At 44.9% G+C, this 12,062-nt stretch carries 10 protein-coding genes; 6 read left to right on the forward strand and 4 right to left on the reverse strand.

What is annotated here, in order from left to right:
* The first annotated feature begins 175 nt into the window (after positions 1-175).
* The 3 genes from gltD (at position 176) to Q5691_RS02930 (ending at position 5,605) form a co-directional block, all read left to right on the forward strand.
* Complete coding sequence (gltD, locus tag Q5691_RS02920; RefSeq protein WP_333343875.1) at positions 176-1,660, forward strand: glutamate synthase small subunit; 1,485 nt, start codon at positions 176-178, stop codon at positions 1,658-1,660.
* Positions 1,661-2,001: 341 nt separating this feature from the next.
* Positions 2,002-3,369, forward strand: a complete 1,368-nt coding sequence (locus Q5691_RS02925) for a P-loop NTPase fold protein (protein WP_333310841.1) — start codon at positions 2,002-2,004, stop codon at positions 3,367-3,369.
* Positions 3,347-5,605, forward strand: a complete 2,259-nt coding sequence (locus Q5691_RS02930; RefSeq protein WP_333310843.1) for a tetratricopeptide repeat protein — start codon at positions 3,347-3,349, stop codon at positions 5,603-5,605. The genes Q5691_RS02925 and Q5691_RS02930 overlap by 23 nt, the downstream gene beginning before the upstream one ends.
* Before the next feature lie 2 nt (positions 5,606-5,607).
* On the opposite strand, the gene Q5691_RS02935 is transcribed toward Q5691_RS02930, so the two are convergent.
* From Q5691_RS02935 to Q5691_RS02950, 4 genes are all read right to left on the reverse strand, one after another.
* Positions 5,608-6,015: a transcriptional regulator gene (locus Q5691_RS02935; protein WP_333310845.1), complete on the reverse strand. Its 408-nt coding sequence runs from the start codon at positions 6,013-6,015 to the stop codon at positions 5,608-5,610.
* Positions 5,990-6,298, reverse strand: a complete 309-nt coding sequence (locus Q5691_RS02940) for a type II toxin-antitoxin system HigB family toxin (RefSeq protein ID WP_333310847.1) — start codon at positions 6,296-6,298, stop codon at positions 5,990-5,992. Before Q5691_RS02940 ends, Q5691_RS02935 begins: the two co-directional genes overlap by 26 nt.
* A 120-nt stretch (positions 6,299-6,418) precedes the next feature.
* Entirely contained in the window at positions 6,419-8,980 is a 2,562-nt protein-coding gene (gene priA, locus Q5691_RS02945) for a primosomal protein N' (RefSeq protein ID WP_333343876.1), read from the reverse strand.
* A gap of 79 nt (positions 8,981-9,059) precedes the next feature.
* Entirely contained in the window at positions 9,060-10,130 is a 1,071-nt protein-coding gene (locus Q5691_RS02950) for an ATP-binding protein (RefSeq protein ID WP_333343877.1), read from the reverse strand.
* A 315-nt stretch (positions 10,131-10,445) separates the two neighbouring features.
* Here Q5691_RS02950 and Q5691_RS02955 point away from each other — a divergent pair, with 315 nt between their 5' ends.
* Genes Q5691_RS02955 through Q5691_RS02965 form a run of 3 tightly spaced genes read left to right on the forward strand, consistent with a single transcriptional unit; the run spans position 10,446 to position 11,898 of the window.
* A complete protein-coding gene (locus tag Q5691_RS02955) occupies positions 10,446-10,754 on the forward strand; it encodes a hypothetical protein (protein ID WP_333231721.1) in 309 nt (102 codons plus the stop codon).
* Entirely contained in the window at positions 10,744-11,688 is a 945-nt protein-coding gene (locus Q5691_RS02960; protein ID WP_333210091.1) for a fused MFS/spermidine synthase, read from the forward strand. Before Q5691_RS02955 ends, Q5691_RS02960 begins: the two co-directional genes overlap by 11 nt.
* Positions 11,689-11,727: 39 nt before the next feature.
* The gene (locus tag Q5691_RS02965; protein WP_333071975.1) at positions 11,728-11,898 is read left to right on the forward strand and encodes a YqaE/Pmp3 family membrane protein; all 171 of its coding nucleotides are present in this window, start codon (positions 11,728-11,730) and stop codon (positions 11,896-11,898) included.
* Positions 11,899-12,062 lie beyond the last annotated feature (164 nt).

Below are 12,062 nucleotides of genomic sequence, written 5' to 3' on the forward strand. Positions count from 1 at the left end.
ATTTTACCGCTGCCGACAATTCCCCGACTCCCGGCGATATTAAAGATTTCATGTACAAATTGCTCAATCTGAGGTGCGATCGCCCACAATTTATATGACAATAGTTAGTTCATAAGCATACAGGCTTCAGCTTTGACAAACTACCAGAATAGTAAATTCTAACCAGAACACCACTATGGGAAAACCAACAGGCTTTATCGAATTCTTGCGCGAATTGCCCTCCGAACTCTCACCAGTCGAGAGAGTCCACAACTGGGACGAATTTCACCTGCCGATGGATGAGGACAAACTCCGCACCCAAGGCGCGCGCTGCATGGACTGCGGCATTCCGTTTTGCCACACGGGCACAATTATCAGCGGCATGGCAAGCGGCTGCCCGATTAACAACCTCATCCCCGAATGGAACGACCTAGTATATCGCGGACTCTGGAAAGAAGCCCTAGACAGACTCCACAAAACGAATAACTTCCCCGAATTCACCGGCCGCGTCTGTCCCGCACCGTGCGAAGGCGCTTGCGTGCTCGGCATCAACAACCCGCCAGTCACGATTAAAAACATCGAAGCCTCGATTATCGACAAAGGCTGGGATGAAGGGTGGATTACTGCCGAACCGCCCGCCAAACGTACCGGCAAAAAAATCGCCGTCATCGGTTCCGGGCCCGCCGGTTTGTCCGCCGCCGCGCAACTCAACAAAGCCGGTCATTGGGTAACAGTATACGAAAGAGCCGATCGACCAGGCGGCCTGCTAATGTATGGCATCCCCAACATGAAGCTAGACAAAGAACAAGTCGTAATGCGCCGCCTCAAAGTCCTCGAGGACGAAGGCGTGACATTCGTCTGCAACACCGAAGTCGGCAAAGACTTACCAGCCGAACAACTGCTAAAAGAATACGACTCCGTTGTCCTCTGTACCGGCGCCACCAAACCCCGCGACTTGGGCATCCCCGGCCGCGAATTAAAAGGCATCCACTTCGCAATGGACTTCCTGACTGCGAACACCAAAGCAGTTTTAGACAAGAGCACCAACGATAACTTCATCTCCGCCGAAGGCAAAGATATCGTGATCATCGGCGGCGGCGACACCGGCACCGACTGCGTGGGCACCTCCATTCGCCACGGCTGCAAAAGCCTGGTACAGCTAGAAATCCTGCCCAAACCGCCCTCGGAACGGGCGGCCAACAATCCCTGGCCCGAATGGCCAAAAGTCTACCGCCTCGACTACGGCCAAGAAGAAGCCGCAGCCAAATTCGGCGACGACCCCCGCGGCTATCTCACCACGGCGACAAAGTTCGAGGGCGACGAAAACGGCAATGTCAAAGCTGTGCACACCGTTGAGGTGGAGTGGGCGAAAAACGAGAAAGGGCAGTTCATTCCGAACCACATCCCGGGTACCGAAAAAGTGTTGCCCGCACAGCTTGTCTTGCTAGCGATGGGCTTCCTCGGCCCGGAACAGCCCTTGCTGGATGCGCTGGGATTGGAACGCGACGCCCGCAGCAACGTGAAAGCCGAACACGAAAAATATACAACCAGCATTCCGGGAGTTTTCGCGGCTGGAGACTGTCGCCGGGGACAAAGTTTGGTGGTTTGGGCGATTAATGAAGGGCGCGGCGTGGCCCGGGAGTGCGACCTTTATCTGATGGGGAGCACGGATTTGCCTTAGTTGGTAGGGGGTCGATCGCCCTTATTCATTTTCCGCTGGTTCATGGGCTGGTAGGGGCGGGTTCGCCGAGATTTCGAGGAAAAAACCGTAAATCTTGTAAACCCGCCCCCACCCTACGAAATAACCGAAATCCTGAGAAATCGTAATATTTGGGTGGGGGAGGGCGGGTTTAGATAATTTGTGGTTGGGTGTCAGATATTTTGGCGAACCCGCCCCTACAGGAATTGCGAGCGAACTTATTCTCGATCGCCCAAGTTTTTGAGAAAATAGAAGTACAAAAATAACATAATTTTGATAAATTGTTCAGGTTTCCTGCAACAAATATACTAAATTAAAAACTTATGACTACTCATCCTATCAACCGCGCCACTACCCTCAAAACTGCCTATCAAGTCTGTAATCCTCTCCAATCCTTAGAAGGTGCAGATCTCGATCGCTATTATGTCGATTTATCAGAAGTTCGCAAAACCGAAGCGATCGCAGGTGTCAGTAATATTTTAGACTGTCAAGAACCAGAACAGTTTACCACAATCCTGTTTACCGGACATCGCGGCTCTGGCAAAAGTACCGAATTGAAGCGAATTCAAAAAGAGTGGGAAAAAGATTATCGCGTCATTTATCTGGAAGTCAACGAAGAGACAGATATTAATGATGTCGGTTATACAGATTTCTATTTAATTGCCATTAAGCGAGTTGAGTTTGAAATGCGCCGGCTGGGGCTGAAATTAGATTCTCGGCTGATGGATAATTTTGAGGCTTGGTTTAAGGATGTCACCGAAGAAACAGAACGAACCGTTGAAAGTTCCATCAGCATCGAAGGAGAAGCAACTTTGGGGCCGGAAGCTCCATTTTTAGCGAAGTTGTTGGTAAAATTACTGGCACAAATTAAAGGTTCTGATAAGCAGAAAAAAACAATTCGCCAAACTTTAGAAAAAGATATCTCTCGATTGAAAGCCGATATCAACTTGCTGTTAAATGATGCTCTCAAAAAGCTGCGTAAAAAGTTTCCTAACTATAAAGGTTTTTTAATTATCTTTGATAATTTAGACCGCGTTCCTCCCAAGGTGGCAAACCATTTATTTTTTGACTATGCCGCTCAACTTCAAGAACTGAACTGTACGATGATTTATACAGTTCCGCTGGGAGCTCTGTACTCGTCTCAAAATGCCGTCAAGAATTTTGACTGTCCTCACATAGTCCCGATGGTCAATATTTATGAATTTAATCGAGATAGCTGTGACTTAAACTACAATGAAGTTAGCTTAAATGCTATGGCTAGTTTAATCGAACGCCGAGTTGAAGTTGACACAATCTTTGAGTCCCGCGAACAATTGCTGGAAGTGGCAAAAGCCAGCGGTGGTCATGTTCGCCAACTCATCCAGATTATGCGAACTGCTTCCATAACAGCTAGAGGTCGCGGTCACGATAAAATAATGGCTGAAGATGTTACCTATGCAATCAAACAAGAACAATTTAATTTTGAACGGATTATCCCGCAAAATCATTATCCACTTTTAGCTCAAGTTTGTTTGACAAAAAATATTAATAAAGATGAAATCAGTGAGTTGATGTTATTCAATCTTTCGGTTTTGGAATACAACGGCAAAAATCGATGGAACTATCCGAATCCGGTGGTGAAGCAAAATGAAGAATTCCAAAAAGCTCTCCGAGATGCCAGAGAATCCAATGTTAACCCAGAACGATCGTAATTCACAAATTGGGCGATTTTTAGCTGTCAATCAGCAAGCATTTACTCAACTTTTGACGTTTGTTGATTTTTCGGAGAATTTGACTATCGGGTTTGCAGAAGTTAATTTTAATGCGGAAGCGGATTTGCTAATTGAGGGATTGAAAAATCATCCGATTTCTCAAGAAACTCAATTTGAAGTTGTGAGTTTTGATGAGAATTTGCGTTTTCTCCGAGATGAAATTATCAAGATTTTACCTACTATTAAGCGAGAGCCAAATAAAAAATTAGTTTTAATTGTGCGGGGATTGGAAAAGTCGATCGGCAAATTTGACGAATATCCTCCAGTATTACAAGACCTTAATTGGGTGCGAGATGCTTATAAAACCAGCGTTCCCCATCCGATCCTGTTTGTTTTGCCGGACTATGCGATTACTCGTTTGGCGAAGTTTGCACCGGATTTTTGGGCGTGGAAATCTGGTGTGTTTCTCTTTAAAACTACTCAAGCTACTAGAGATGATGCCGTTGCTAGGACTCTCGATCTGGAAAAAATTTTTAGGACATTAAACCCACCGGAGAAGAAAGAAAGAATAGAACTTTTAGAGTCTTTGTTGATGGAATACAGTCCGAGCCATTCTGGTTCTGAAAAAAATCCTAGTGCTTGCAGCAACATTTTACATCAATTAGGAGTTGCTTATCTCAGTCAAGAAAAGCCAGCTAAAGCGAGAGAATATTTAGAAAAAGCATTGGAGTTGACTGTTGAAACAAAAAATTTAGCGCTGCAAGCTCAAGTATACCAGGGATTGGGAGAATCTTATCAGCAAGAGCAACAATTTTTGGCGGCAGTGAATGCCTATCAAAAATCGCTGGAAATTGCCCGCAAACAGGAAAACCGCCACGGGGAAGCTAATGCTTTATATGGTTTGGGTAATGTCTTTCAGAAGTTGCGGGATTGGTCACAAGCAAAGGTTTTTTATCAGGAATATTTAGAGATTGCACAAGCAGTAGGGAATATTTACTTGCAAGCTATTGCCTATTTACTGTTAGGATGGGTAGCAAAAGAAATGTGGAATCTGAATGAGGCTGAGTGGTATTATCAACAAATTTTAGAAAAATTCAGTGAATTGCCAGATGTTCCCTTTGTTATGATAATTAGTTTATTATTGGGAGAAATTGAGCTAAAGCGTGGCAATTGGGATGAAGCAGAGAGATTGTACCGGCAATCTTTGGAATTGATGACAAAATTGGGCGATCTCTCTGGTATGGCAACTTGTTTGGGACAATTGGGAGATATTGAGCGAAATCGCGGTAATTGGGATGAAGCTGAGAGATTGTACCGACAATGTTTGGAATTAAGGACAGAATTAGGAGATCGCTCTGGCATGGCAACTTGTTGGGGACAATTGGGAGATATTGAGCGATGGCGTGGCAATTGGGATGAAGCAGAGAGATTATACCGACAATGTTTGGAAATTATGACAGAATTAGGCGATCGCTCTGTTATGTCAAGTAGTTGGGGAGTATTGGGAGATATTGAGCTAAAGCGTGGTAATTGGGATGAAGCTGAAAGATTATACCGACAATGTTTAGAATTTAAGACAGAATTGGGAGATAGTTCTGGTATGGCCACTTGTTGGAGACAATTGGGAGATATCGAGCGAAATCGCGGCAATTGGGATGAAGCGGAGAGATTGTACCGGCAATCTTTGGAAGTTGAGAGAGGATTGGGAGATCGCTCTGGTATAGCAACTTGCTGGGAGCTATTGGGAGATATCGAGTTAAGACGTGGCAATTGGGATAAAGCGGAGATATTGTATCAGCAATCTTTGCAATTAAGGACAGAATTAGGAGATCGGTCTGGTATGGCAATTTGTTGGGGACTATTGGGAAATATAGAGAAAAATCTCGGCAATTGGGATGAAGCTGAGAAATTGTACCGACAATGTTTGGAATTTAAGACAAAATTGGGCGATCGCTCTAATATAGCAAGTTCGATCGGTTGTTTGGGAGAAATCGAAATGCTTAAGGGGAATTTAGATGCGGCAGAACCACTTTTAAAAGACTATTTAGCGAAATTCCAAGAACTGGGAGAATCTAGCAACATTGCGGAGGCTAACTATGATTTAGCACGACTTTACCGCAAACGTAACAACCCAGAACTTGCCCAACAACATTACAACAGTGCCCATCAAATATTTCAACAATTGGGAGCCGCGAAAGACTTAGAAAGAATCGAGCGAGAGTGGGAATCCGATTAAGTTCACTCAATAAATGCCGCAGGCGATAGGTGGAAAAACTCAGCTAATTTCTGAATTTGACTCACCGTCAGTTCCCTGTTACCATTCAACACCTCAGCCACCAGAGACTCAGTAGCAAAAATATCAACCAAGTCTTTTTCTGAAAGCTCAGCTTCAACCATCAAAGCCTTGAGCAATTTAATCCCCTTCAGCACAGGCATTGGCTCATGTTTTTGTTCGTAATCATAGACAAGAATACCGAGCACATTTAAGTAATCTCGGTCATCTTGCGTCAGTTTTCGGCGATCCAAAATATAATTAATCCGATTTTGGGTAGCAATTAACTCAGCTTCACAACTAATCGGGCGCGGGGGAAAAGCTACGATTAACTCAATGTAATCGCTACTAGGAGTTTTCAAACCAATCGTCATTTTTCCAATTCTCCTTGTCGTATTCTGAATGAATTAATACACTGCGGACGAATACTATTTGGTATTCATAATCAATAAAACAGATTAGCCGATAATTATTGCCACCAATATTAAAGACTGTAAAATTACCTACTAAGTCAGCGGAGGGAAAGACTTGGCGTACCTCGACAAAATTTTGCCATTCAGCCTCAGAAGTACGCTGATACCATATTAATAGACTTGGTTCAGCATTGGGGTGTTTTTCCCAAAATTCTCTCAGTGGTTTTCGGCTGATGACACGCATTAGATAATTATTTTATTCCTTGCTTGATAAGTATCATAGCTTTTAAGGTGCGTCAGCTTGGAGATTTTCGATTATTGATACAATTGTCGAAGCTGACACACCCTACGATTACACCACCAATCAACCAAAATTCAACGGATCGACATCAATAATTAAACTAACAGAACGCGGCGTGCGATCGCGCAACCCGATCAAATCCGACAAATCCACCGACTCATCCAAAGGCAACTTCAGCAAAATCTGCCAGCGATAGCGATTTGCCACCCGCATAATCGCCGCAGGTGCAGGCCCCAACAACTCACACCCCGGTACAGACAATCGCTCAATATACTCCTGACAAACAGACGCCAATTGTACCGCCGTCACCGCAACTTCCGCCGCATCTACACTGCTCAATCGCAACAATACCAGCCGCCCCGAAGGTGGATAATTCAGCGCCGCTCTTTCTGCTAATTCTGTTTCCACAAAACCCGCATATTCGTGCCGCCTAACTGCTTGAATAACCCGGTGTTCGGGAGTGTAAGTTTGAATAATTACCCGCCCCGGATCGTCTCCTCTGCCCGCACGGCCGGCGACTTGAGTTAATGTTTGAAAAGCTCGTTCGCTTGCCCGATAATCGGATAAGTTTAGCAACCCGTCAGCAGACACAACTCCCACCAATGTGACTCCAGCTAAATCTAACCCTTTCGTCAGCATTTGCGTACCCAACAAAATGTCAGCTTCCCCATTAGCAAATTGCGTTAACAGTCTGCGGTGGTCGCCCTTATTTCTAGTCGTATCGCTGTCAAACCGAATTGCCCGCAATTGGGGAAATAATCGGGTTAATTCCTGTTCTACTCGCTGAGTGCCACTACCAAAGTTTTTGAAGTAGGGAGAACGGCATTCCGGGCAGTTTTGGGGGTGTCGTTCCGTGTGGTTGCAGTAGTGACAGCGCAATATTTCTGCTGTTGCTTCGCCTACGTGGTGATAAGACAGAGAAACATCGCAATTCGGGCATTCCATCACATAGCCGCAACTCCGGCAAGACACAAAGGTACTGTGTCCTCTTCTGTGAATAAACAGGATACCTTGCTGTTGTCTGGCTTGCAATTGTTCCAAGGCATTTTGCAGGGAAGCACTAAAAATTGAGCGATTCCCTTGCCGCAATTCTTGGCGCATATCGACTATTTCCACGGGCGGCATCGGGCGGGAATAAATGCGATCGGGCAATGATAAATAATGGATATTTGGTAACGAGTAATAATCTCGGCGCGTCCCGACAAAAGTCTCTAAAGCTGGCGTTGCGGAACCTAAAATTAAGGGACAATTTTCTAATTCGGCGCGCCATTTGGCAACGGTGCGGGCGTGGTAGCACGGCGCTGGTTGGTCTTGTTTGAAGCTGCTGTCGTGTTCTTCATCGAGGATAATTAAGCCGAGGTGAGGTAAAGGCGCAAAAATGGCCGATCGCGTGCCGATGACAATTTGCGGTGTTCCAGTCAGCATCTGACGCCATGTATCGTAACGTTCGCCGTCGGATAGGGCGCTGTGGTACACGCAAATTTGCTCGCCAAAACGGGCGCGGAATCTGTCTGTAAGTTGCGGTGTAAGGCCGATTTCGGGAACGAGTACGAGGGCGGATTTGCCGCTGGCTAAGATTGGGGCGATCGCCTGCAAATACACTTCCGTTTTCCCGGAACCTGTAACGCCGTGCAGCAGCACTTGACGGAATCCCGAAAAAGAGTTAATAAACGCTAAGGCTTGAGCTTGAAAATGAGTTAAAGTTTTGGGTGCATCTGGCAATTGAGAAATTCCGCGATCGCCCCTAAGAATTTCCCTTTGGTCAATTACAACGCTACCTTTTTGTTCCAAAGCTTTGACAACGGAAGAACTCGCGCTGCAAATTCTCAACAAATCATTCATCCACATTTCACCGCCGCCGCGCCGCAAAACTTCCAATACTTCTTGTTGCCGCTTGGTTAAATCTGTGACAAATGCCCTAGCAATTAATGTCACTGCCGGTTTGAGTTGTGGTTTGGGAGGAGTGGGAGGTTCTAAATAACTTTCTACCCAACCGCGTTTCAATAAATCTTTCAATCCCCGATAACTTCCCTTAACTTGGCGCTGGAGGTATTGCCAAGTGTAATCGCCGTTTTTTTGAGCTTGCAGCAATTGCAAAATTTGACTCGCTGCGGGATTGAGGAATGTTTCGGCATTCGGAGAAATTGCGTCCTTAATTAAGCGAATTCGGCGCACGGAACGGCTTAACAAACCGGGCGGCAGTGAGGCTCTAATTACTTGAATTAAAGGTGTGCAATAATAGGTGGCAGTGCGATCGAGCAATTCCCAGTAAGTAGGTGGGAAAAAACCCGCACTGACAACATCTTCGACCTCTTTAACCCTTGTGGGATCTAAGTCGGGCGGCAGTTGAGAAATGAACCGAATCGCGATCGCCCCTACCTGTTGACTGCCAAAGGGTACACTCAAAATATCCCCTGGTTGCACGGTAAGTTCCGCAGGTAAACGATAGGTAAATAACTTATTTTCCTCCCCAGGCGAGTCCCCCGCAACCCTGAAAGGAGAGTCCACCAATACCTCGATCCACTCTGCTTGCACGGTGGGGCGCTGTGGCGGTTCGCTGCTGCCGTAGGATGCCCCGGCCTCTGCCGCTATAGGGGTTGACAAACCAAAAGTGACAGTAGACATAGGGTTGCACATCAAACTAGGAGGAGCCGCGGTCAAAGGGAGTTTTCATTATCCCTCAGTTTAGCTCGATCGATCGATCTTAGCTGCGGGATTTGGCGATCGGAATCTCGATCACCAATTCAGTCCCTTCTCCAATTGCGGAGATACACTCCAATCTCCCGCCGTGTTTGTCCACAATAATTTGATAGCTAATGGACAGCCCCAAACCCGTCCCGTGACCAACTGGTTTGGTGGTAAAAAACGGATCGAAAATTTTCGATTTTACAGCTTTACTCATCCCTAAACCATTATCTTTGATGCTAATTCTTGCCCAATTTTCGCAAATAATAGAAGTAGTAATGGTCATCTGGAGAGGGTTGGCTTCTATCTCCTCCCGTGAAGACTTTTGCTCTCGCTCCCGCAGGGCATCAATAGCATTATTAATTATGTTCATAAACACCTGATTTAATTGCCCAGCATAACACTCGCTCTTGGGCAAAGAGCCATAATTTTTAAGGAATTTTATAGCGGAAATACCTGATTTTTCTTTAGTTAAGTGCTGCAAAATTAACAAGGTGCTCTCAATGCCTTCGTGAATATTAACTGGTTTTTTTTCAGCTTCATCTACCCGTGCAAAGTTGCGTAAAGTTAGCACAATTTCGCGGATACGCTCGGAGCCAACTTTCATTGACGAAATAGTTTTTAACAAATCTTCGCGCAGAAAGTCGATGTCAATTTTTTCCAAAAAATCTTCAATCTCTGCATCTGTTTCGGGGTACCGGTCTTGGTACATTGCGAGCAATTTTAAAATGTCGCCTGCGTAGTCATTGACATAGGTAATATTGCCATAGATGAAGTTAACTGGATTGTTTATTTCGTGGGCGATCCCAGCTACCAAAATGCCCAAAGCCGACATTTTTTCGGCTTCGATTAATTTGAGCTGCATAGTTTGCTGGTTGTTCAGAGCTTTTTCTAGTGTAGATATTCTTGCTTTTAATTTTTTTTCTGAATCTCTCGAATCCTCACTTAGTATTTTTAACAAAGATTCTTTTTTTTTATTAAGGGCTTCTGATTGGCTGCGTTCGGCTTCCGAATTTTCTAGTTTTTTCCGCAAAATTAGATTTTCATTTTCCAGCTTTTTGATTATTTTTTCCCAGTCTGTTGGTTCCATAGGCTATTTTTTTGAAAAGAAAAATAGTGTAAGAGCGTTTTTATTACAGAATTTAGTTGTAACCTTTACTTAGTTATAAATTCGTCGCACATAGAGCCTGCATTCTTGTCAAACAAAACTAACATTCCATTCGTATTGGTGGATTGAAAAATTTTATCTAAGATACATTCAAATTGTCAAGTTATTAATAACAAATCTGGTTAAAACAGATCGCTATTTTTATTCCATGCTCTCACATTGGTGGGGTTTTTATCGGATTATTGATAAATAAGCAGGCCGATCGCAAACTTATAAAGGTCGGCCCAGCGCGAAAAATTGCCCGATTCAGACAACCTTTGTACAAAACCCGCCGGCGTTGCTGGCGAAAATATTAAATGTGAGTGCGATCGACCGGGGGCGATGGGAAAAGTGCGATCGACTGGGCGCGCGATCGCCCACAAGCAATCTCAAGTACCAAGCCACTTGCGAGTTCCCAGAACGCAATCACACTATACCATTCCTCCGAAATCTCACTTTAATGTGTCGATCGTACTCACACACCCGCACCATTTTGTGTTAAGAACTACTACTTGTGACAACATCGACACAGCAGTTTATATTTGGAGAGTAATTGATGTCAGGTAGCGAAGTTCGTGCAGACTTTTGGATGAGCGAGTACATTACCCCCTGGGATATTTACGTTCATGGCGTCATCGCGGTGCTTGCTTACAAGAAAACAGCCTATCAAGAAATGTACGTAGTTCAGACCGGTACTTACGGCAAAGGCTTAGTTTTGGACGGTAAGTGGCAATCTTGTACAGGCGACGAGTTTCTGTACCACGAACCCTTGGTACACCCAGCCATGATTTGTCACGGTAGCCCCAAAAAAGTCCTCGTTCTCGGCGGCGGAGAAGGAGCTACAATTAGAGAAGTGCTGCGCTGGAAAACAGTTGAAAAAGTCGTGATGATCGACATTGACGGCGAAGTAGTAGAAGCTTGCCGCGAACACCTCCCAGAAATGCACCAAAACGCCTTTGACGACCCCCGCTGCGAAGTAGTAATTGGCGATGCTTTGGACTATTTAGATAAAACTGACAATGATTGGGATATTGTCATTTCTGACTTGTCCGATCCCATTGAAGAAGGCCCATCTTTCCAGTTGTTTACCAAAGAGTATTTTGAGAAAGTTCGCAGCGTAATGTCACCTAACGGATATTTCGTAGTGCAAGCGGGCCCCGTTTCTCCCGCAGAAATGAAAATGCACGCTCGCATTGTAAATACCCTGAAATCTGTTTTCTCCAATGTTCAATCCTGCACCAGCTTTATTTCTACTTATGGAGCTCCTTGGGGTTTTGCGATAGCTTCTAATCAAGAAATAAATACGCGACCAGATCCCGAAGTTACTGACAAATTACTCGCCGAGAAAACAACTGGCGGGTTGCGGATGTTCGACGGGATTACACTGTTGGGGTTGATGCAGCTTCCCGGTCACTTACGGCAGGTAATCGCCGCTGAAACCGAAGTTTACACTATGGCAGCACCGCCTAAGTTTTTCGGGAAAGGTTCGGTTGGTCAGTGAAGTTAAATTGAAAGAGAAATGTAGGTTGGAGTAACTGAGATGAACAATTTAATTCGCATAGTCGCTGCCATTTTTCTTCCCCCGCTGGGCGTATTTTTGACGGTTGGCATCGGTACTGATTTTTGGATCAACCTGGTTCTCACGTTTTTGGGCTTTATTCCCGGCATCATTCACGCTGTTTGGGTGATTGCTAAGCACGATCGAGCTTAACTTGAAAGCAAATCCAGTTTTTGGATAATAAACAGGCAAGAGAAAATAAACTTTCTTTTGCCTGTTTTTACCAATTAATCTGGATTACTGTAGTTTAGACTAAAAAATCAGTGCAGCTAAAAGTAGCAGCCTTTTAGCAGAAGGCAAGCTGTTGCTCAAAAACT

Origin of the sequence: Microcoleus sp. w1-18aA5 (assembly GCF_036701705.1) — a bacterium.
Classification (GTDB): domain Bacteria; phylum Cyanobacteriota; class Cyanobacteriia; order Cyanobacteriales; family Microcoleaceae; genus Microcoleus.

Coding starts and splice junctions, on each gene's coding strand:
- gltD (WP_333343875.1), top strand. CDS start 176: ATGGGAAAACCAACAGGCTTTATCGAATTCTTGCGCGAATTGCCCTCC.
- Q5691_RS02925 (WP_333310841.1), top strand. CDS start 2,002: ATGACTACTCATCCTATCAACCGCGCCACTACCCTCAAAACTGCCTAT.
- Q5691_RS02960 (WP_333210091.1), top strand. CDS start 10,744: ATGTCAGGTAGCGAAGTTCGTGCAGACTTTTGGATGAGCGAGTACATT.
- priA (WP_333343876.1), bottom strand. CDS start 8,980: ATGTCTACTGTCACTTTTGGTTTGTCAACCCCTATAGCGGCAGAGGCC.
- Q5691_RS02950 (WP_333343877.1), bottom strand. CDS start 10,130: ATGGAACCAACAGACTGGGAAAAAATAATCAAAAAGCTGGAAAATGAA.
- Q5691_RS02935 (WP_333310845.1), bottom strand. CDS start 6,015: ATGACGATTGGTTTGAAAACTCCTAGTAGCGATTACATTGAGTTAATC.
- Q5691_RS02940 (WP_333310847.1), bottom strand. CDS start 6,298: ATGCGTGTCATCAGCCGAAAACCACTGAGAGAATTTTGGGAAAAACAC.
- Q5691_RS02965 (WP_333071975.1), top strand. CDS start 11,728: ATGAACAATTTAATTCGCATAGTCGCTGCCATTTTTCTTCCCCCGCTG.
- Q5691_RS02930 (WP_333310843.1), top strand. CDS start 3,347: ATGTTAACCCAGAACGATCGTAATTCACAAATTGGGCGATTTTTAGCT.